Source organism: Thiohalocapsa sp. (assembly GCF_022340605.1).
Classification (GTDB): Bacteria; Pseudomonadota; Gammaproteobacteria; order Chromatiales; family Chromatiaceae; genus Thiohalocapsa.
In genome coordinates, this window is record NZ_JAJDNQ010000159.1 from 1 (window position 1) to 18,611 (window position 18,611).

Below are 18,611 nucleotides of genomic sequence, written 5' to 3' on the forward strand. Positions count from 1 at the left end.
TCAAGGCCCTCGCCGCGCAACTGCACATGCACCCCGAGAGCCTGATGCGCATGTTGAGCATCGAGGGCAACCCAAGCGTCGAGAACCTGTTCGCAGTCGTCTCCCAGCTCAAGGCCCTTGATGGCGTCTCTCTCAGCGTCCGGGCTTGCGCCGACAAGCCATGATGGTTTACTACGATGCCGCTGATCCGTTCAGCATAGCGACCGAAGCGATAGCCGCCGCATAGAGCATCACCAATGCGTAACACCCTATCGCTGGAGTATCCCGAGAACCTGCCCGACGCCCTGCACATGAGCCGCGCTGAATTCGAGCAACAGGCACGGCTGGCCATGGCCGCCAAGCTGTTCGAGACCGGCAAGCTGACATCCGGCCAAGCCGCGCGACTGGTCGGCATGGCGCGGGTCGCGTTTCTGAGCGAGTTGGGAAGGCTCGGCGTCTTGGCCATCCAGGTCGAGCCGGAGGAGCTGGCGCAGGACCTTGCCGCCGTCGAGGCAGCCGCCGGTGATCATCGTCGACGAGCATCCAATGTCGGACCCCGCGACCATGCAGGTCGGCCATGCGCCGATTGACCTGATGGTCGCCGAGCCGTCACCACCCTATGCTCAGAGCCCATGGACAACATCCCCTCGCCCCACGACACCTTCTTCCGCGAGAGCTTCACCCGGCGCGAGGTGGCCTGCGACTTCCTGCGCTGCCAGCTCCCGTCGGCACTGCTGGCCGGGCTGGACCTGACGACGCTGGAGATCAGCAAAGACAGCTACGTCTCCGCCGACCTGCGCTCGGCATACTCCGACCTGGTCTATCGGGTCAGCTACGGGGGCGAGACATTGACGGTCTACCTGCTGTTCGAGCACAAGAGCTGGGCCGAGCACTGGACGGCGCTCCAGCTCATGCGCTACATCGCAGCCGAAGGCAACCAATACCGCAAGCAGCACCCCAAGGCCCGGCACCTGCCGCCGGTCTATCCGCTGGTGATCTATCATGGCGACCGACCTTGGACGGCCCCGGCGGGCTTCCAGGGCCTGGTCAAGCCGCTGCCGGACTCGATAAAGCCGTTCGTACCGAGCTTCGGCTACCAGCTGGTGGACCTGTCAGGCCCCAGCGATGCCGAGATCAAGGGTCGGGTGCTGACACGTCTCGTCCAGCTCGCCATGCGCTGGGTCTTCGACGCCCAGCCGGTCGAGCGGCTGCGCGAGCTGCTGGCGCTGATCGAACGGATCGAAGACCGCGACACCGCGGTCGAAGTGCTGGAATCCCTGCTGCGCTACTTCGTCCAAGGTACCCAGCGGGTCGACGAGCCCACCGTCCGCGCACTGCTGCAACAGACCTCTACCGGAGAACCGATTATGCAGACTTTCATTGACCGCTACGTTGAAAAAGGCCAACGCCTCGGTGAGGCAACCGCCCTGCTGCGCCAGATCGAGCGCAAGTTCGGTCCGCCCAGCGACAGCGTCCGCGAGCGCGTGCTGGCTGCCGACAGCGACACGCTGCTGGAGTGGCTCGACCGCATCCTCGTCGCCGAGTCCGTGGATGCGGTGCTCCATTGATGCCCGGGGCGAAGCGACTGGTCAGCCGGCGGTGACGAGCCTGTCGATTCGAGCATCCGGGTATTGACTGAAGCCTGGGATGGAACGCTACAGAGGTTCCGGCAGTGGCGCGGTTGGCGGATCGCCCCCATCGGGTCTCCGCCCCACGAGTTCGTCCGTTACATCCACACCTGCACATCGCGCCCGAACCGCAGGCCCATGACCTGGCACGCCAGCTTCAGCAGTTGGCGCTTCTTGTCATCGCTCTCGTTGGTGCCCACCACCCACCCGGGTGCGAACGGCTCAGTGTGCGTCCAGAGCCCCGGGCGCCCCGGATAGACCTCCTGCGGCGTGCGACCGACATAGCGGCGGGTGCGCCCGATGCTCCGCGCCGCGATCCGGAACCGTTCAGGGAAGGCCGGTTCAAGCTCGGCGAAGTGGCGGAACAGGCCGACGAAGCTGTCCTTCGCAAACCGAGTCGGGAAATCCTGCCCGAACAACCGGTAGCCCGACGCCAGGGCGCGGGTCGGAGGGGTCTGCGGCACCGGTTCTGGTGTCTCCATCCCTTTCTGAAGGCTGGCAATGGTCTGCTGCATGACAGCGAGCTGGTTTTGCAGTGTGGCGAGTTCGACGGTATCAGGCAGCATTGGCGTGGTCTCCAGCGAAGGATGTGTCTCGGGTGGTTCGGTTCGCGTCGCTCGCACCGGCGTGACGATGCTGGCCGCGCAACAGGCGCTTCTCGGTCCTACGCGAAGGGCGATAAACGGTGACGACCTTGTCGGCGGCGATCACCACCCGGCAGCCGCGCAATCGCTCCAGCGCGCTGATCTCCTGCTTGCGGCGACGGATCTCCCGGTCCACGTCGTGCGCGAGCAGCAGCAGGCTGTCGTCATCCACCGGCGTGCCGGCATCGACGATCATCGGGATATCGGATTCACGCAGACCGCGCTGGCGGATGCGGGACTCGGCGTGTTGGGTCAAGCTGAGATTCATGTGCGTTGCTCCGTATTGGTGTTCTCAACATCGGGCGCTTCGTCAGAAGTGCTCCCGGTATCGAGGTGCGATGGGCGTTCTCCCGCAGGTTCGGCGAGCAGCAACAAGCCCTCCGGGATTTTGATGCGCGATGCGAGCTCTTCGGCTATCGCCCGGTTCCGCTCCTCAAGCCAGCCGCGGTAGTCTTCTGGCTCAGCCGTATTCTTCTTCTCTACGACGTCGCGTAGGTCGATCCGCCCATCCTGAATCTTCTCAAGGATCTCCTGATCGGCATCATTGTCCGGTTCGAGGTCGACGATTGGCGCAAGTACGCGTGCGGGGACCGCATAGTCCGGAGTCGCGCCGCGATAGCTGAACGAGAAATCGATCGGGTCGGCCTTAAACAAGCCAAGCGACTTCATTTGATCTTCCAGGAAGTTCACGAAGGGCGAGTATTCGTTGCCTTCGTCATCCTGGTGCGTCATCAGTAACTCTCGATCTTTCAGAGACTTCCGCTCATCCTCAATCCACTCGTAGTGGTAACCATAGCGGAAAGCGCCAGGCATGTACGGTAACCGCCGGCACGCCTCTGCGGTTGCAGCCTCCAACGCCTCGACGGTCTCATCGAGGGCAGTCTTTCGTGCGAGCAAGCTCTGCTGTGCAAGGATCAGAACGGCCAGCGGGGCCAGGTCGAGGATCGCGTCTTCGGTCAAGCCAAGGTGCCATTGCACGATGGTGAGAAAGGTCCGTGCCGATCCGTCGATGCCGCCCTTGAGCGGGACGCGGTTGTACAACTTCAACGTGTCCTTCTCCTTCGGGGGGCGCGTCAACTGCTCCCACTCGACGCCGAGGGCCTCGCACAGCCGTTCGCGATTGCTCTGCCGGATGTTGTCGATCTGATCGCCTACCTCCCAGCGGCTGATCTGCCGCCTGCTCGGGCTGGGGTGGGTCGCCTCTGCGAGTTTCTGTTGGGTCCAACCCTTCTGCTTTCGGTAGAACTTCAGGGCGTCCGGGTTCAAACGATCAGTCATGGCGCATCTCCTGTCTTGTGCCGTTGCAGGAAATTATAGGCGTTTTCGTAGGATAGTCTAAGGACGTTTAGGCGCCAAAATCTATCTAACGGCACTTGGTAAACTTCGATTCGAGACTTGGTGCCCGGCGCTAAAACGGCGCCATGACCGTCGAATCCGGCGTCGTCCGCTCGACCGCTGGTCCGAAGAGGCGCAATCGACGTCCTTCGCGCGACAACACCGGCCTCTTGACTGGTGTCGACAAACAACCCGCGTTTCAGTCGAAGGCGTTCCGGGAACGGAACACCCGGCTGCGCCGATCTTTGAAAATGGGATCAACCCCATCCCGTGTTGCCACGAAACATCGCGTCGCAAACCGAGCAAAATGGCGCTGAGGCGCTCGCCGAGGGCGTGCGCTTCAAAACCGCGTTCAACGAGCAGGTGGCGGAGTTTCAGGGCGTCGCCGAGCGGCTGTCCGGGCTGGTGGAGGAGTTCACCCAGGTCCGCACCTTCGACGCCCCGGAGGCGCCGGGCTCGGCGGAGGGGCGCGAGCGGCCCATCGGTGAGATCAGGTCCGCATCATCCAGTCGCTGGACCAGCGCGTACCGCATGGGCTCGACGAGGATTTCCGTTACAAGCGCCCGGCGGTGTTCACGCTCGACGGCGCGCGCCCTTCGACGGCACCCACACCTGTTCGCAGGTCTCCAAGACCCTGTGCCGGCATCTGGCAAAGCAGAAGCCGGCGGTCTTCGCTCTATTTTCTTGATAGTGAAAAGCCGAAGCTAGCCGATTGGCTGCTCAGACACTCAATGTCCGCTTTGTCGAACACTGCTGCCGATGGGAGCCGAACGAGCGATGTCTCTTTATGGCCGACAGCCGACGGTCTGCCCCTCTACATACCGCGTCGGCTTCGAGCCGGATCGCTGCCAGTGCCGTTGTCTACCACGCCGCTTAACTTTTCGAGGCGAGATTGGTTGAAGCCGACGGTGTCGCGCACGATGCTGCCGAAGGGTGGGTTGCTGATGGCACAGTCTACCCGGTCCCGCTTGGTCCAACTATTCGATGGCTGCTGCAATGTGTTGCGCTGCTCGATCGTGCTCGGCACCTCGATGCAGTGGAGCATCAGGTTGGTGGTGCAGAGCAGGTGCGGGAGCTGTTTTTTCTCGATGCCGCGGATGCACTGGGCGTCGCCGTCAACGCCGTCGTCATGGCGCTAAATGTCCTGGATGGACTTGATGGTGGTGCTGAGGTTCATGGTTTCGAGCGCGCGCCGCCGATATTGTCGGGCTGCACGAAGGGCAGGACTTCCAGACCGGGGACGCGGCGGAAGTCGTCGGCGTCGGGTCAGTCGTCCAAGGGGTCGCGATCCGGGACGATCGCGGCGTGCGCGTCGGCGATATCGCGCTCAAAGGTCTCCGCGTCGTCGCCGAGCTTCGGGAGACGGGCGAAGATCGCGTTCAGCTCGGAGACCTTAGACGCGCTCCGGTGGCCCGGCGGGCACAAGGCGGGCGATGCGCCGGCCACGGGTCGCGATGGCCGAAATCGTGATCGATGCGAAGGCGGTGATACTCAACTCGTAGCAGCTCTTCGCCGCCGCCCCCCGGTTGCGGGCTTGGTCTTCTTCCGCACCGCCTTCGGCTCCCCATCCGAGATGGCCAGCACCACGCCCAGCGCGATGCAGGTGGTGAGCAGGCTGCTGCCGCCCTGGCTGATGAAGGGCAGCGTGACGCCGGTGATGGGGATGGCCTTGGTGACGCCGCCGACGTTGAGCAGGGTCTGCACGCTGAACACCGCGGCGATGCCGGTGGCCGCGAGCATGCCGAAGGGCGATTTGGCGCGGGAGGCGATGAGGATGAGCCGCCAGCAGAGCAGCCCAAAGAAGATGAGCAGCAGCACGCTGCCGATGAAGCCGAGCTCTTCGGCGACGACGGCGTAGATGAAGTCGCTTTCGGCGATGGGCGTGTAGCGCGGGCGCGCCTGGCTGAACCCCTCGCCCCAGAGGCCGCCGGCGAACATGCCAGAGAGGCCCTGCAGCACCTGCCAGCCGGCGCCGGTTGGGTCGCTGAAAGGGTCGAGCCAGCTCGCCACGCGCCGCTGGCCGTGGCTGAAGAATTCCAGCACCGCAAGACCCGCCGCGCTCGCGGCGAGGGCGCCGTAGGCCAGGTATCCGACCCGCTTGGTGCCGGCAGTGAGCTGCAACAACATCGCCAGCCCCAGGATCAGCACCAGCCCCAGGTCTCGCTGCACCAGCAACAGCCCCAGCAGCAGTGCCGCGAACAGCGCCAGCGGCCACAGCGGGCGCAGCAGCGGAAACGGGATCGGTCCGCGCCACTTGGCCAGCGCCTTGGCGTTGCGGTCGATGAAGGCGGCGGTGAACAGCACCACGCTGAGCTTGAGTCCCTCGGTGGGCGTGATGAAGCCGGCGCCGTAGACGGCGCCGCGGAAGCGCTGCCCGGTCACCAGCACCAGGACGACGATGCCGAGCGACAGTACGGCCCAGAACCAGCGCGCCGCCGCCAGCGGCCTGTAGCGCCCGTCCATCAGCGCGACAGTCACCAGCGCCAGCAACGCGACGCCCACAGGCAGCACCAGGTGTGCGACGCCGAGCACGTCGCCGGCATAGACGCCCATGCGGAACTGCGCCAAGAGCCCGATGCCAGCCAAGAAGGCCACGAGCGCCAGCATGAGCTGATCGCCCCGGAAACCGACGGCGACGAACAGCGCGTGCGCGGCGAAAAAGGATAGGACGAAGCCCAGCGGCGGCAGCAGGTCCAGCGCGCGCACCGCAATGCCGTCCTTGGGCAGCGCGCCCAGCACCATCAGGAAGCCGACGCCGATGCCGAACAGCACCCAGAGCAGCAGGCGCCGTTCCGGTGCGCGGGCGTCCCAGCGCTCGGTGAATGTCTCGGATCGGGCGGGTTTGGCCATGCTGTGCTTAGGGGCGATGCAGATCAGGGATGTGCCGGGGCTCGGGTTGACGCGCGCGCGCCCAGCTCGGGGCTGCACGGGGCGCGGGAGCGCCCCGGAACACCTGACAGGGCTACCGAGACCGGGCCAGTATTTTTTGCCCCTTGGCCGGAGCGGTTCTCGGCGTAGGATGGGCAAAGCGAAGCGTGCCCATCGTTCAGTTGGTTCGCGTGACGACCTGGTGGGCACGCTATCGCTTTGCCCACCCTACTCAGGCAATGCCTCGTCAGGTCAAGAACCCGGGTTTGGCCGGGGCTCACGGCAGGTGTCCGCGCTGCTTGGCCAGCACCATCAGGTCCCGCGCGATGGGCGCCGCTGCCGTGGAGCCATAGCCGCCATGCTCGACGAGGACGGCGAAGGCCAGCGCGGGCCGGTCCGCGGGCGCAAAGCCGATGAACCAGCTATGCGTCGCACCGAACGGGTTCTCAGCGGTGCCGGTCTTGCCGGCGATGGCGAGCCCCGGGGTGTCGATGCCGCGCCCGGTGCCCTCGACCACGACCCTGCGCAGGATGCGGCGCAGCCGCCGGGCGGTATCCGGTCGCATGAAGCGGCCCACCACGGCGGGTGCCTCGCCGGCGATGAGCCGCGGGCGCACGGCGACGCCGTCGTTGGCCACGGCCGCGGCGATCAGCGCCATCTGTGCCGGCGTGGCCAGCACCTTGCCCTGGCCGATGGACGCCTGGGCGAGGCCGTAGCGGTCCGAGGTCGCGATGCGCGGGATGCGCCCGGTGCGCATGAACTGCTGGCGCGAATGCCCGGCGCCGATGCTGATGCGCCCGTTGAACAGGAAGCGCTTGGTGGTGGCGCGAAAGGCATCGTGGCCGAGATAGACACCGAGCTGCGCGAAGAAGACGTTGGACGACTCGATGAGCCCGGTATCCAGTCCAATGCGCCCGTGCCCGCGCCAGGTGCGCCCGGCGCGGCGGGCCTCGTAGTACTCGTGGTCGCGGATCTTGCGATAGCGCCCGGAGGTGGTCCAGCCGTCTGCCGGGCAGTCAATGCGCCCGCTGAAGCCCCGGTCCAGGGCCTCCGCGGCGACGACCACCTTGAAGGTGGACCCGGGCGGGTAGAGGCCGGCGGTGGCGCGATTCAGGAGCCGCGCGCGCGGGTCCGCGCGCAGGAACATGTCGGCATCGATGTGGTTCGGGTCGAAGGACGGCGAGCTGGCCAGCACGCGCACGGCGCCGTCCTGCGGGCGCAGCACTACAACCGCGCCGGCGCGATCGCCGAGGCGCTCCATGGCGAGGCGCTGCAACGCCGCATCCAGGGTCAGGGTGACATCGCTGCCCTTCGGGCGCTTGGCCTGGGTCAGCACCTGCCGGCCGATCTCGCCCCAGTCCTGCCACGAGTCCGGGTTGCCGCCGTTGAGCTGCACGTTGGCGGCAGCCTCGATGCCCGATGCGCCGAAGCGTGGGTCCGCATAGCCCACCACGTGCGCGAAGTCCGGGCCAAACGGGTAGTAGCGCTGCGCCGCGACACCTTGCGAGGTCTGCACCGCTCGGGTCTCGGCAAGCACGGTGCCGGCGGCGCCGAGGATGCGCCCGCGCTGAATCCAGTGCGCCGGGTTGAACTGGCGCCGGTCGTGCAACTGCATGAAGGCGACGAACGCCGGGCGCGTCGTGCCGAAGAGCTGCCAGGTGGCCTGGTGCACCAGCACGGCACCAAAGCCGACCAGCACCAGCACGGCGGCGATGCCGAAACCAGCGCGCGGCTTGGCCAGGTGCTTCAGCGCCGTCACCGCGCGCAGGTCCAACGCCTGTTTGAGCACGTAGACCGCCGCGAGCAGGAAGACCACGTGCAGGCCGATGCGCAGCGGCCCCCAGGGTGCGGATTGGAACAGGGTGTTCAGCAGGTCCATCGGCCGGCGTGGTTGGCGGGTACGGCGTTCGAGCGATGTACGGCGGGAGGTCTGCGTCGAGTCAGGTCGGACACCGAGGGTCGACGCGATGGAGGTTGGGCAAGTATTGGTCGCAACGCCGAAATGAAGCGGATCTTGGTCGGGTTAGGGATAGAGACTGTGCAAATATTCGGTGTAGTCGGGTTACGCTGCGCTAACCCGACCTACGATCGGCTCGTTTCTGGAGTTGCGAGCAATACTCTCACGGTCTCGATAGCGTAACCCGACAGTAGAGGGCTTAACTCGCCGCGCGACGACGGCTGGGAGGTTTCTTGGCGGTTGCGCAGGGCGTGGCGTGCTGCCTTGGCGCCGGTCGCGGCACCAAGAGTGCCGCTCCCACAAGAGGTGCTACATCAATGGCTGATCGCGTTTCTATGGCGCCGGTCGCCAGCAGCCATGGAAGCCGAGCGGCACCAGGTCCGGCAGGGCCAGCACACACGCCGGGCCGTCGGCCAGGTGGTCGGCGGCGTAGATCCAGACCTCCGACTCGAGCGCCTCGCCATTGCAGACGACGCTGAGCAGCCACTGCCGCGCGGGATCGTCGGCATCCGCCACCACCATCGGCTCCGATGGATAGCGGCCGTCGCCGAGGTCCGCAACCGCGAGCTGATCCCGCGCGTGGTCGAAGCAGGCCAGGGTGTCATAGCGCTCGGTGGTGCTGTCGGTGCCGCTGCGGTGAGCGGCCATGTAGGTGCGCTGCCAGGGGCGGCCGACCTCGCCCGGCGGCACCATCGGGAACTCGACCGACTGGCCACTCATCTCCGCCAGTTCCTCGACACGCGCCGTCTCGGGGTCCAGCGTCATGCGCCAGAGGGTCGCGCGCGCCGGCGTGGTGGTGCGGCCGCTGGCCACCTCGCGCAGGTGCTCGTTGGTGCCAAAGTCCGGGTAGCGGGCGAAGTCCAGCGTCAGCCAGCCATCGTCGTCGTCGCGATCCATCGCGGCGGCAGCGCCGTTGCCAAAGTGCCATTGGAAAAACGGCTCGGTCTCGCCGCGAGCGACGAGCTCCAGGGTCTTGCGGTCGAACACCAAAATCTGCGTGCCCAGCTCCGGGCGCCAGGCCATGGCCTCGCTGTAGCTCTTGAGCCCGAACAACACCCCCATGACGCCAATGCGCACCGGCGGCACCAGGAACACCAGGTACGGCCCGGCCATGACCCAATCGTGGATTAAGGGCACGCCGTCCAGGGCGGAGTCTCGCTTGGCCAGCAACCGACCCGTCGGGTCGCAGCGGTAGATTACCAGCCGGGCATGGCGGCCCGGGATCTCGACGCCGAAGTTGTAGACGTGACCGCTGTCCGGGTCGCGCTTCGGGTGGGCGGAGAAGGGCTCGGCACCCTCCAGCCGGCCGGCGGGGCCGGCGAGGTCGGCCTCGCCGAGGGTCGCCAGCGTCTGCAGGTCCAACGCGTGCGGCTTGCCGCCCTCCCATAGGGCCAGCAGCCGGTCCCTAAGGGCGATGACCGAGGTGTTGGCGGCATTCTTGAGCGGCCGGCGCAACTGGTTCCAGAACGGCCCGGGGGCGGTCATGCCGTAGTTGCCATAAAGCAGGCGGTCCTGCTCGGCCTCGTGGCGATAGCCCGCGGTTTGCACGTAGCGGTAGGTCGCCTCCGCGGCGCCGTCCGCGAAGCGCACCGCCAGCACCGCGCCGTCCCCGTCGAACCAATGCCCCATGCGCCTTCCGCCCCGCTCCAGCCGCCCGGGCCCATTGCGATACAGGGTGCCGCGCAGGCCCGCGGGCACCGCGCCCCGGGTGGCGTGCAGATGGGTGGTGGAAAACTCCCGCGCCGGGCGGGTGACGCAACCGGACCAGAGGGGCGTTTCGGACATGGGCTGGGCGTGGCGATTGGGCTCGGGGTAATCAGGATACCGGAGGTTGGCGTGCGAAGTGCGGAGTGCGAAGTGCGAAGTGCGCGGCATATTGCACCGGCGTGTGGTGGACGCCGCACCCTTCCCGCTCGGTAGCCCGCACCCCGCACCCCGCACTTCGCACAACCCCCCCATGGCGGCATCCGCGGCCAACTCATAGAATCAAGCTATTACCGCTTCCCCGGAGTCCACCATGAGTCCCAGCAACCCACCCCGCCACGGCAGGACCGGCCGTGCCATCGACACCGACAAGCTCGATCGCATCGTCGCGTCCGCGCGGCGGGCCAGCGACGAGCGCGCCGCGGGCTACCGCGAGCAGGCGCTGAAGCTCTATCCTTGGGTGTGCGGGCGCTGCGGGCGCAGCTTCGATCGCAGCAACCTGCGCGAGCTGACCGTCCACCACAAGGACATGGACCACGACAACAATCCCGCCGACGGCAGCAATTGGGAGCTGCTCTGCCTGTACTGCCACGACAACGAGCACCAGAAGTTCGAGGAGCGCATGGCCGCAATCGCCGCCGGCCGTGATCCGAATGCGAACGATGCGCCCGGCGAAGGATCAAAAGCCAAGACGACGACACATCGGCCGTTCGACGGACTCGCGGATCTGCTGAAGAAGGACTGAGCAGCGGGTCGGCTGACGCCGATCGGAAGAAGGGCTCACGCGACGACGCGAAGACGCGGCAGGTACTCCCGGTTGGTCGGGCAAAGGAACGAAGCCCGACCGAGTGCCTGCCGTCGCCGCCTGATCGTCGGGCTACGCGATCGCTAGCCGGACCTACACCGAGTACTTTCATACTCTCAGAGCGTCTCCACCGTCTTGGCTGGTCGCATATCCGCATCGTGAAGACCACGACCACGACTCGAGACGGCCCGGGGACTTGCGCGCTGGTGCACCGGGAGCCTACCCACAAACGTTGGCATCCTGCCGTCTCTTATTCCCGCCACCCTCAAACTTGACCCTCGGAGCCGTTCAGCATGGACCTTTCCGCCACCGACATGCTCCGCGGACTGACGGAGGCCACCAGCACCACGGTTACCGAGGAATTCACGGATGTCACGCTCGCGGTGCAGGGTGAGTTGCCGGCAGCCATCGACGGCGTCTACTTCCGCAACGGCCCCGGCCGCTTCGAGCGCGGCGGCCATCGCTATCGGCACCCCTTCGACGGCGACGGGCACGTCACCCGGCTCGACCTCGGCGGCGGCGCCGTGCGCTACACCAACCGCTTCGTCCGCACCAAGGAATTCGTCGAGGAGGAGCGCGCCGGTCGGATGCGCTACCGCAGCTTCGGCACCAACCTGCCCGGCGGCCTGCCGGCGAATCTGCTGCGGCTCACGTTCAAGAACGCCGCCAACACCAGTGTCCGATGGCACGCCGGCCGGCTGCTGGCGCTCTGGGAGGGCGGCCCGCCGCATCGGCTCGACCCCGTGACGCTGGCCACCCTGGGCACCGAGGACTTCGACGGCAGGCTGGACAACGCGTTCTCCCTGATTGGCCGCTGGCTGGCGCCGCTGCTGCCGTTCTCGGCCCACCCGCACATCGACGGCGAGACCGGGGAGCTGTACAACTTCGGCCTCGTTTCCGGCTCGCCGAACCAGATTATGCTCTACCGCGTGGGGCCGGACGGGCGCATGGACGAGCCGGGCCAGCACGCGCTCCCCCGCTTCAGCTTCGTGCACGACCTCGGCGTCACCCGGCACTGGCTGTGCTTTCTGCTGCCGCGGGCGGACTTCGACATCCCGCGCGCCACGCTGGGCCTCACCACCGCGGTAGGCTCGCTCTCCATCGCCACCGAGCGGCCTATGCAGGTGCTGATGCTGCCGCGTGAGCCGGGCACGGCGACACCGCGGCTGCTCACCGGTCCGCCCGGCTTCGTCTTCCACGTCGCCCAAGCCTTCGACGACGCTGCGGGGCGCGTGGTGCTGGACGTGGTCCGTTACGGCAGCTACCCGGCGCTCGATGCGCTGGAAGCCTTGTTCCACGACCCGCCGGAGGGCGCCGCACCGCGCCTGGAGCGACTGCTACTGGACCCGATGCGGCAACGCTGCGAGCGCCTGAGCCTCGGCACGGACGCGGACAGCCCCGCCTTCGAGCTGCCCGTCGGCGCGCCCGCCGCTCTTGGCGCGCCGCGGCGCATTCTCTACGGCGTCGGCGCACCGCCGGGACGGCGTGCGCCTTATTTCAGCGCCATCCAGCGGCTGGACACCGAGACCGGCGCGCTCACCACCCGCGACTTCGGTCTCGACCTCGCCGGCGAGCCCATGCTGGTGCCAGGCGCGGGCGGCGAGGAGGGCTGGTTGCTCAGCCTGGTCTGCCGCGCCGGCCAGGGCCGCACCGACCTCGTGGTGCTGCGCGCCGCGGACCTGTCGATTCAGGCCACCGCGCCGCTGCCGCATGCCGTGCCTCTTGGATTTCATGGGTGCTGGGTGCCGCGCGCGGAGCTCTCGCTCGCGCGCCGCGCGTGAAGCCGCGACCTGCCCCATCACCACTGATACCTTACGCTGGCTTAGACACTGAGCGCGACCAGCGCCAAACTCCGCGGTGGGCAGCTACGCCGCCTTCAACCAAAACACCATCGGCTTCGGCGATTCCGCCGCCTCGCCGATCTCTTTCCAACTGAATTCGGTGCGCAGCGCCGGCTGCCGGCTATAGCCGCGGTTCCGCCAGAAGCCGTCCAGCGGCTGGTAGCCGGACGGGCGGCGCGGGTCGTCGGCGGCACGCTCCACGGCGCAGAACGCGAGCCGGGTGAGCGGGCCGAAGCCGCTCGCGGGGTCCGTCGCCAGCGCGCGGGCGTGCGCCTCCCGCTCCTCGAAGAACCTCACGCCGATGCCGCGGCCGCGGTACTCGGGCAACAGCACCGATTCGCCCAGATAGAACACCTGACGCGGGTCGTAACCGGCGGCGAGGAACGGTGTCTGCACCGCGTCGGTCTCCTCCGCCAGCGGCAGCGCGGTGGAGGCGCCGACGATGCGCTCGCCGTCGCGGGCGAGCACGACGACGCTGCCGCTCGCACGGGCGTAGGTGGCGAGATACCTGGCCTCGTACTCGGCGTCGCCGTCGTAGAGGTAGGGATAGTCACGGAAGACGCGGATACGCAGCCGCGCCAGGTCGGGAATGAACTGGTCCAGCGCAACGCCGGTGACGCGGGTGATCTGGATGTCGTCGGGCATGCTGGCGGCGGCTCGCAGAAGGCTGGCGATACGGCGACCTTAGGCGATTTTCGCGACAGCGGATACCACGAAAGATGGTGTTGGAGAGAGCGCCGGTGGATTGTGGACGCTTGGCGTGGGGGCCGGTTGGTGCTGCTTGTCGGGAGACCGCCGCAGCGGGGCGGTGAGACGGCCTTGATCCCAGTTGCCGGCAAGATGCCGGCGCTCCCAGTTGCCGGCAGGATGCCGGCGCTCCCGGTTGCCGTGTGCGCTGCGGGCCGGGTTAGGGGGCGATGGGGAGCCAGGGGGCGAGCAGTTCTACCGCCTCGTCGACGCCGGTCGCGGGCACCGGCTCGGCCGGACCCGCCGCGAGCAGCTCGGCCAGCGGCGCTGCGAGGTGCCCGGCGGCGAGCTCGGCGAGGGGCAGGCTGCGGAAGGGCACCTGCCGCGCGAGCCACTGGTCCAGGTGCGGCTCCTCTGGCCAGTCGCCGCGGGGCACCGACAGCACCGGAATGCCGTGGCAGGCGGCCTCGGCGAAGGTGCCGTAGCCGGGCTTGGTGATGATCGCGTCGCAGGAGGCGAGCACGTCCGTCACCGCAAGCGCCTCCGGGCCCGCGGCGGGGCCCACCAGCACCGTGTCGGGCCGCTCGGCGAGTTCCGGAACAGGTGTCAGCAGCAGCGTCTTCGGCGGCAGTGGCATATCCAACGGCGGGCGCAGCGAACCGGCGCCGCCGAACTGCATCAGGACCAACCGCGTGTCGGCCGCCACGCCCAGGCGCCGCCGCAGCCCGGCGGGGTCACGCGGGCGCACCGCGGCGATGGGGCCGATGTCCCGCCCGTTCGGCAGCCAGGCCATGGGCATGGACGGCGCCGGACGCAGAAACAGCTCGGCGCCCGCGTAGGCGTCGCGCATGTGCGCCGCGAGCGCCGCCGGCAGCCGCGCCCCCACGGGGCCTTCGGCAAGGATGTCGAGCCAGCTCAGCGAGCAAAGCCCCGCCGCCGGGATGCCCAGCGCTCGTGCCGCCGCCAGCGGCAGCCAGGGGATATCCGCCAGCACCAGGTCCGGGCGCAATTCGGCAAGCAGCGCACGCTGTGCGGCAAGATGGCGCTCGTGCTCGGCGTCGAAGGCGGCATAGACCTCGAGCCCGGCTTCCCACTGCACCCGGAGCGGCCCGTCCATGGGCAGGGCCACGTCCAGCGCCCGATCCAGCACCTCGACGCCGGAGGGCAGGCGCTCCCGGAGGAAGCCGGTATCGACGGTAGCGGCCAAGGTGATGCGCAAGCTCGGGTCACGGCGGCGCAGGCCATGCGCCACGGCACTCACTTGGGCGACGTGGCCATAGCCGTGCGCGGTTGCGGCGATGAAAAGATGCCCCGGCATGCGTGTTAAGCGCGCGGCGCCACGCTAGGCGGCGGGCGCGTCGCGTTGCGGCAGCACGTGCACCGCAACCCAGACGCAGCGCGGGACGTCGGACGTCGCAAGGACACGATGCGGCAGGTGGGCGGGGATCAAGAGGTGATCGCCAGCCTGCAAGGTCACTGGCTCACCATCGAGGTCCAGCGTCGCCTCACCCTGGAGCAGCAAGACCCATTCGTCGCCATCCTGGTCGTACAGTACGGGCTCGGGATGCGGGCTGCTGACGATGCGCTCGACGCGCACGCAGCCGGACGCCGCGAGGGTCTCGAAGTGCTCGCCGGTGTCCGGCGCCGGCAGTGCCGCGAACAGGTTGTGCGGCGGCTTGTGCGACTGCGGGGGCACGGAGCGCGTGTGCCCGTGTGATGCACGCTGCCCGAGGGGGCGGGGGCGGGCGGCGTGAGGCGGCAGTCTGAAGCCCGTGGCCTCAGCCCCTGCCCTCAGCTGGCGGCCTTGAGGCGAGCGTTCAAGCGGCTCTTGTGGCGCGCGGCCTTGTTGGCGTGGATCAAGCCCTTGCCGGCGGCGCGGTCGATGACCGGCACGGCGGCCTTGTAGGCGGCGTCCGCGGCGGTCTTGTCGCCGGCGCGCAGCGCCTTCAGCACTTTTTTGATAGCGGTGCGCAGGGTGCTGCGCTGTGCGGCGTTGCGCTGGCGGTGCTGCTCCGCCTGGCGGGCGCGCTTGCGGGCTTGTGCGGAATTGGCCATGGCTGCTCCTGAGAGAATCCTGATGTCTTTGTCACGGAAGCGCCGGCGCAATGCGCAGCCGGGCGCGAAGAAGTGGGCAAGCGGACACTGCCGAATCGCGTAGTTTGGCTGGAAGCCCGCTCCGTGTCAACGCAACCAGCTGAGCTCCGAGCCTGGGTCATCCCCGAGCATTGCGCCGCACCGGGCCGCACGCTACCGGCACGGCCCGCCGGGAGCCCCGGCTTTCAGCCGGCTCCCCGCGTGCCCGGCTCGATGCCGGGGGCGCGGCATCAGGGCCTCGACCCGCATGTAAGCCTCTGTCGAGACACTGGCTTGCTTGAGAGCGCCGAATGCTTGCAGATAAGTCAAGTTTGTCGTTGCACTTTGCCTGCTCGTTGTCGTAATCGATGCCAACGATTCGACGACGACAACGATGAGCAGACCTCGCCACGCCCGTAGCCGGGACCGAGGCCCGAGCCGCCGGTCTACTGCCGACGGCCTTTCACCACCAGGGCGTTGAGCTGGCAGCATCGCCCCTCACTTCCTGGGCGACCGGCCAAGGCCCAGTCGCAGCTCGCACCCAAAGCCCAAGGCCCCACGGAGGCGTGCATGGATCTCGACCCGCTGGCGCTCTCACGCGCCCAGTTCGCGTTTACGGTGTCGTTTCATATCATCTTTCCGGCCTTCACCATCGGTCTCGCGGCGTGGCTGACGACCCTGGAGGGCCTGCATCTCGCCACCGGCAACCCGCGCTACCGGCGGTTGTTCGCGTTCTGGCTCCGGGTCTTCGCGGTCGCCTTCGGCATGGGCGTCGTCTCAGGCGTGGTCATGGCCTTCCAGTTCGGCACCAACTGGAGCCAGCTCGCCACCCGCACCGGCCCCATCATGGGGCCGCTCCTGGCGTACGAGACCTTCACCGCCTTCCTGCTGGAGGCGACCTTCTTCGGGGTGCTGATGTTCGGACGCGACCGCGTGCCGCCCTGGGCGTATTTCGCCTCCACGCTGATGGTTGCAATCGGCACCACCTTGTCCACGTTCTGGATCCTGGCCAACAACAGCTGGATGCAGGTGCCCCTGGGCCACGCCATGGCCGGCCCCGACGCGATTCCCAGCGACTGGACGCGAATCCTGTTCAACGAGGTGCTCTGGGTGCGCTTCCCGCACATGCTGCTGGCGGCGTACCTGACCACGGCCTTCTGCGTCGCCGCCACCGGCGCCTGGTACATGCTGCGCCACCGGCACCACGCGGAGGCCCGCACCATGCTCGGGATGGGGCTCGGGCTGGCGGCGGTGCTGATTCCGGTGCAGATCGCCTTCGGCCATCTCAACGGCGAGTACACGGCGAAGTACCAGCCCTCAAAGTTCACCACCATCGAGGGGCGCTGGCAGACCGAGCAGCCGGCGAGCCTGGTGCTGTTCGCGTGGCCGGACGCGGCGGCACAGCGCAACGCCTGGCAGCTCAGCGTCCCGAAGCTCGGCAGCTTCGTGGACCGGGGCAATTTCACCTCGAAGGAGCCCGGCATCGTGACCGTGCCCAAGGACGACCGGCCGTCGTTTCTGATCCCCTTCTACAGCTTCCGCATCATGGTGGGTCTCGGGGTGCTGATGCTGGTCATTGCCTGGACCGGTGTCTTGCTCATGGCCCTGCACAGGTTCCGGGATCCGGGGCGCGCACCGCGCTGGTTCCTCTGGGCGACCTTTCTGAGCTTCCCGAGCGGCTTCATCGCCGTGCTCACGGGCTGGTTCACCGCCGAGGTGGGCCGCCAGCCCTGGGTGGTGTACGGGCTGCTGCGCACCGCGGATGCCGTGACGCCGAGCCTGAACGGCGCCGCGGCGCTGATCTCGCTGCTGGCCTACGTGGCCGTGTACGCGCTGATCTTCTCTGCCGGCACCCTGTACATCTACCGGCTGTTGCGCGCCGGTCTCGAAGGCCCCGGCGGCGCGCCGACGGAACCTGGCGAAGAGACCGGCGTGACGCCGAGCCGCCCGCTCGGCGCCGCCGGCGGTGGCTTCGAGCCGCCCGCGGCGACGTCGGCGCCACGTCACGACTTGGTGTAGCAGGCGGAGGACATGGCCATGGCACTCGACTTCGCACATTTCTGGGGCGCCGTGCTGGCGCTGGCGATCCTGATCTACGTGCTGCTGGACGGCTTCGACCTCGGCGTCGGCATGCTCTTCGCCTTCAACGGCGACGAGGACCAGCGCCAGGCGATGATGGGCTCCATCGCTCCGCTCTGGGACGGCAACGAGACCTGGCTCGTCGTCGTCGGCACCGTGCTGTTCTCGGCCTTCCCGGTGGTGTATTCGATCTTCCTGTCCGCGTTCTATCTGCCGGTGGCACTGCTGCTGGTTGCGCTGATCCTGCGCGGCGTCGCCTTCGAGTTCCGCTACAAGACGCGGCGCGGGCGCTGGATCTGGGACCTCGGCTTCATCGGCGGCTCGGCGGTGGCGAGCTTCGTGCAGGGGGCGGCCATCGGCGCCATGGTGCAGGGCATCGCGGTCAAGGGGCGGGATTTCTCAGGTACGCCCTTCGACTGGGTGGCGCCCTTCCCGCTCCTTTGCGGCGTCGGGCTGATGGTAGGCTACGCGCTGCTCGGCGCCGCCTGGCTGGTGCTGAAGACCGAGGGCGCACTGCGCGACTGGGCCTATCGCTGGCTGCCTTGGCTGATGACGGGCGTCATCGTCTTCGTCGTGCTGGCGCTGGTGGGCACGCTGGTGGGCGACTTCCGCGTGGTGGACCGCTGGCTCGCGCACCCCGTGCTGTTCGCGCTGCCTGTCGCTGCAAGCCTCGCCGCCGCGGGGCTTTATTGGGGCGTCGCCGTACGGCGCGATGGTCAACCCTACCTGATGGCGTCCATCCTGTTCCTCACCGCGTACCTCATGCTGGCGGCCAGCTTCTGGCCCTGGCTCGTGCCCTATCACCTGACGCTGACCGAGGCGGCGGCGCCGGACGCGACGCTGCGATTTCTGTTCTGGGGGGCCGGCGTCATCGTACTGCCGGTCATCCTCGCCTACACCATGCTGGTCTATTGGGTGTTCCGGGGCAAGTTGCATACGGGGCAGCAATACCATTGACGGTACACGGCTATGGAGGGCCTCTCGCAAGGGCTCGGCCCGCGTACCATCGCG

General features: G+C 67.9%; 18 protein-coding genes. 7 read left to right on the plus strand and 11 right to left on the minus strand.

Annotated features, from left to right (window positions below):
- The first annotated feature begins 236 nt into the window (after positions 1-236).
- The gene (locus LJE69_RS19610) at positions 237-569 is read left to right on the plus strand and encodes a UPF0175 family protein (protein ID WP_296927752.1); all 333 of its coding nucleotides are present in this window, start codon (positions 237-239) and stop codon (positions 567-569) included.
- Positions 570-611: 42 nt separating this feature from the next.
- On the plus strand, positions 612-1,547 hold the full coding sequence (locus LJE69_RS19615) for an Rpn family recombination-promoting nuclease/putative transposase (RefSeq protein ID WP_296927753.1): 936 nt from the start codon (positions 612-614) through the stop codon (positions 1,545-1,547).
- Between the two features lie 158 nt (positions 1,548-1,705).
- Here LJE69_RS19615 and LJE69_RS19620 read toward each other — a convergent pair whose 3' ends face one another.
- From LJE69_RS19620 to LJE69_RS19630, 3 genes are read right to left on the minus strand one after another with little or no spacing between them, the layout of a single operon-like run.
- The gene (locus LJE69_RS19620; protein WP_296927754.1) at positions 1,706-2,173 is read right to left on the minus strand and encodes a hypothetical protein; all 468 of its coding nucleotides are present in this window, start codon (positions 2,171-2,173) and stop codon (positions 1,706-1,708) included.
- Positions 2,163-2,519 carry a DUF4258 domain-containing protein gene (locus LJE69_RS19625; protein ID WP_296927755.1) on the minus strand — a complete coding sequence of 119 codons (357 nt, stop codon included), beginning with the start codon at positions 2,517-2,519 and terminating at the stop codon, positions 2,163-2,165. Before LJE69_RS19625 ends, LJE69_RS19620 begins: the two co-directional genes overlap by 11 nt.
- Complete coding sequence (locus LJE69_RS19630; protein ID WP_296927756.1) at positions 2,516-3,529, minus strand: helix-turn-helix transcriptional regulator; 1,014 nt, start codon at positions 3,527-3,529, stop codon at positions 2,516-2,518. Before LJE69_RS19630 ends, LJE69_RS19625 begins: the two co-directional genes overlap by 4 nt.
- A 330-nt stretch (positions 3,530-3,859) precedes the next feature.
- Here LJE69_RS19630 and LJE69_RS19635 point away from each other — a divergent pair, with 330 nt between their 5' ends.
- A complete protein-coding gene (locus LJE69_RS19635; protein WP_296927757.1) occupies positions 3,860-4,294 on the plus strand; it encodes a hypothetical protein in 435 nt (144 codons plus the stop codon).
- Between the two features lie 106 nt (positions 4,295-4,400).
- Here the strand turns inward: LJE69_RS19635 and LJE69_RS19640 are convergent, their stop codons facing one another.
- The 4 genes from LJE69_RS19640 to LJE69_RS19655 form a co-directional block, all read right to left on the minus strand.
- A complete protein-coding gene (locus LJE69_RS19640) occupies positions 4,401-4,685 on the minus strand; it encodes an N-6 DNA methylase (protein ID WP_367114719.1) in 285 nt (94 codons plus the stop codon).
- A 392-nt stretch (positions 4,686-5,077) separates the two neighbouring features.
- On the minus strand, positions 5,078-6,436 hold the full coding sequence (locus LJE69_RS19645; RefSeq protein ID WP_296927758.1) for an FtsW/RodA/SpoVE family cell cycle protein: 1,359 nt from the start codon (positions 6,434-6,436) through the stop codon (positions 5,078-5,080).
- Positions 6,437-6,731: 295 nt separating this feature from the next.
- Positions 6,732-8,333, minus strand: coding sequence for a penicillin-binding protein 2 (locus LJE69_RS19650; protein WP_296927759.1), 1,602 nt, complete (start codon positions 8,331-8,333; stop codon positions 6,732-6,734).
- Between the two features lie 411 nt (positions 8,334-8,744).
- Positions 8,745-10,196 (minus strand): carotenoid oxygenase family protein, encoded by a 1,452-nt coding sequence (locus tag LJE69_RS19655; protein ID WP_296927760.1) that lies wholly within the window; start codon positions 10,194-10,196, stop codon positions 8,745-8,747.
- Positions 10,197-10,428: 232 nt separating this feature from the next.
- On the opposite strand from LJE69_RS19655, the gene LJE69_RS19660 reads away from it, so the two are divergent.
- On the plus strand, positions 10,429-10,860 hold the full coding sequence (locus LJE69_RS19660) for a YajD family HNH nuclease (RefSeq protein ID WP_296927761.1): 432 nt from the start codon (positions 10,429-10,431) through the stop codon (positions 10,858-10,860).
- A 353-nt stretch (positions 10,861-11,213) separates the two neighbouring features.
- On the plus strand, positions 11,214-12,701 hold the full coding sequence (locus tag LJE69_RS19665; RefSeq protein ID WP_296927762.1) for a carotenoid oxygenase family protein: 1,488 nt from the start codon (positions 11,214-11,216) through the stop codon (positions 12,699-12,701).
- Positions 12,702-12,785: 84 nt separating this feature from the next.
- On the opposite strand, the gene LJE69_RS19670 is transcribed toward LJE69_RS19665, so the two are convergent.
- The 4 genes from LJE69_RS19670 to rpsT all read right to left on the minus strand — a co-directional run bounded on the left by LJE69_RS19670 (position 12,786) and on the right by rpsT (position 15,503).
- Positions 12,786-13,406, minus strand: a complete 621-nt coding sequence (locus LJE69_RS19670; protein ID WP_296927763.1) for a GNAT family N-acetyltransferase — start codon at positions 13,404-13,406, stop codon at positions 12,786-12,788.
- A 262-nt stretch (positions 13,407-13,668) separates the two neighbouring features.
- Entirely contained in the window at positions 13,669-14,766 is a 1,098-nt protein-coding gene (locus tag LJE69_RS19675; RefSeq protein ID WP_296927764.1) for a hypothetical protein, read from the minus strand.
- A gap of 24 nt (positions 14,767-14,790) precedes the next feature.
- Positions 14,791-15,144, minus strand: a complete 354-nt coding sequence (locus tag LJE69_RS19680; RefSeq protein ID WP_296927765.1) for a cupin domain-containing protein — start codon at positions 15,142-15,144, stop codon at positions 14,791-14,793.
- A 95-nt stretch (positions 15,145-15,239) separates the two neighbouring features.
- Positions 15,240-15,503, minus strand: a complete 264-nt coding sequence (gene rpsT / locus LJE69_RS19685) for a 30S ribosomal protein S20 (protein WP_296927766.1) — start codon at positions 15,501-15,503, stop codon at positions 15,240-15,242.
- Between the two features lie 588 nt (positions 15,504-16,091).
- Between rpsT and LJE69_RS19690 the strand changes: the two genes are divergently transcribed.
- Together LJE69_RS19690 and cydB are read left to right on the plus strand one after the other, a co-directional pair.
- The gene (locus LJE69_RS19690; RefSeq protein WP_296927767.1) at positions 16,092-17,540 is read left to right on the plus strand and encodes a cytochrome ubiquinol oxidase subunit I; all 1,449 of its coding nucleotides are present in this window, start codon (positions 16,092-16,094) and stop codon (positions 17,538-17,540) included.
- Positions 17,541-17,558: 18 nt separating this feature from the next.
- Entirely contained in the window at positions 17,559-18,557 is a 999-nt protein-coding gene (cydB, locus tag LJE69_RS19695) for a cytochrome d ubiquinol oxidase subunit II (RefSeq protein WP_296927768.1), read from the plus strand.
- Positions 18,558-18,611: the final 54 nt, after the last annotated feature.

What these genes read in the sequence shown, in the direction of transcription:
- LJE69_RS19690 (WP_296927767.1), top strand. Translation starts at nt 16,092, where the DNA reads ATGGATCTCGACCCGCTGGCGCTCTCACGCGCCCAGTTCGCGTTTACG.
- LJE69_RS19610 (WP_296927752.1), top strand. Translation starts at nt 237, where the DNA reads ATGCGTAACACCCTATCGCTGGAGTATCCCGAGAACCTGCCCGACGCC.
- LJE69_RS19630 (WP_296927756.1), bottom strand. Translation starts at nt 3,529, where the DNA reads ATGACTGATCGTTTGAACCCGGACGCCCTGAAGTTCTACCGAAAGCAG.
- LJE69_RS19645 (WP_296927758.1), bottom strand. Translation starts at nt 6,436, where the DNA reads ATGGCCAAACCCGCCCGATCCGAGACATTCACCGAGCGCTGGGACGCC.
- LJE69_RS19625 (WP_296927755.1), bottom strand. Translation starts at nt 2,519, where the DNA reads ATGAATCTCAGCTTGACCCAACACGCCGAGTCCCGCATCCGCCAGCGC.
- LJE69_RS19615 (WP_296927753.1), top strand. Translation starts at nt 612, where the DNA reads ATGGACAACATCCCCTCGCCCCACGACACCTTCTTCCGCGAGAGCTTC.
- LJE69_RS19665 (WP_296927762.1), top strand. Translation starts at nt 11,214, where the DNA reads ATGGACCTTTCCGCCACCGACATGCTCCGCGGACTGACGGAGGCCACC.
- LJE69_RS19670 (WP_296927763.1), bottom strand. Translation starts at nt 13,406, where the DNA reads ATGCCCGACGACATCCAGATCACCCGCGTCACCGGCGTTGCGCTGGAC.
- LJE69_RS19620 (WP_296927754.1), bottom strand. Translation starts at nt 2,173, where the DNA reads ATGCTGCCTGATACCGTCGAACTCGCCACACTGCAAAACCAGCTCGCT.
- LJE69_RS19675 (WP_296927764.1), bottom strand. Translation starts at nt 14,766, where the DNA reads ATGCCGGGGCATCTTTTCATCGCCGCAACCGCGCACGGCTATGGCCAC.
- LJE69_RS19660 (WP_296927761.1), top strand. Translation starts at nt 10,429, where the DNA reads ATGAGTCCCAGCAACCCACCCCGCCACGGCAGGACCGGCCGTGCCATC.
- LJE69_RS19655 (WP_296927760.1), bottom strand. Translation starts at nt 10,196, where the DNA reads ATGTCCGAAACGCCCCTCTGGTCCGGTTGCGTCACCCGCCCGGCGCGG.
- cydB (WP_296927768.1), top strand. Translation starts at nt 17,559, where the DNA reads ATGGCACTCGACTTCGCACATTTCTGGGGCGCCGTGCTGGCGCTGGCG.
- LJE69_RS19650 (WP_296927759.1), bottom strand. Translation starts at nt 8,333, where the DNA reads ATGGACCTGCTGAACACCCTGTTCCAATCCGCACCCTGGGGGCCGCTG.
- rpsT (WP_296927766.1), bottom strand. Translation starts at nt 15,503, where the DNA reads ATGGCCAATTCCGCACAAGCCCGCAAGCGCGCCCGCCAGGCGGAGCAG.